1 protein-coding gene is annotated in these 459 nt (G+C 63.2%); it reads left to right on the forward strand.

Translation table 11 applies throughout. The annotated features are described in order from the left end of the window. Positions 1-459, forward strand: a 459-nt coding sequence (locus AC0L3U_RS38445; RefSeq protein WP_473364968.1) for a dihydrodipicolinate synthase family protein, incomplete at both ends; no start/stop codon positions are given.

A 459-nucleotide genomic window follows, 5' to 3' on the forward strand; every position in this document is an offset into this window, starting at 1 on the left:
GACCGCGCCGCTGCTCGAACGCCTCGCCGAGCGCTGCCCGAACCTGATCGGCTACAAGGACGGCCTGGGTGACATCGAACTGATGGTGTCGATCCGCCGTCGCCTTGGCGACCGTTTCAGCTACCTCGGCGGCCTGCCGACTGCAGAAGTTTACGCTGCTGCCTACAACGCCCTGGGCGTGCCGGTGTACTCCTCGGCGGTGTTCAACTTCATCCCGAAAACCGCGATGGATTTCTACCACGCGATTGCCAAGGATGATCACGCCACCGTCTCCAAGATCATCGACGATTTCTTCCTGCCTTACCTGGACATCCGTAACCGCAAGGCCGGCTACGCGGTGAGCATCGTCAAGGCAGGTGCGAAGATCGCCGGCTACGACGCCGGCCCGGTGCGCACCCCGCTGACCGACCTGCTGCCGGAAGAATACGAAGCCCTGGCCGCGCTGATCGACAAGCAAGG

Source organism: Bradyrhizobium sp. Kon69, assembly GCF_055807515.1.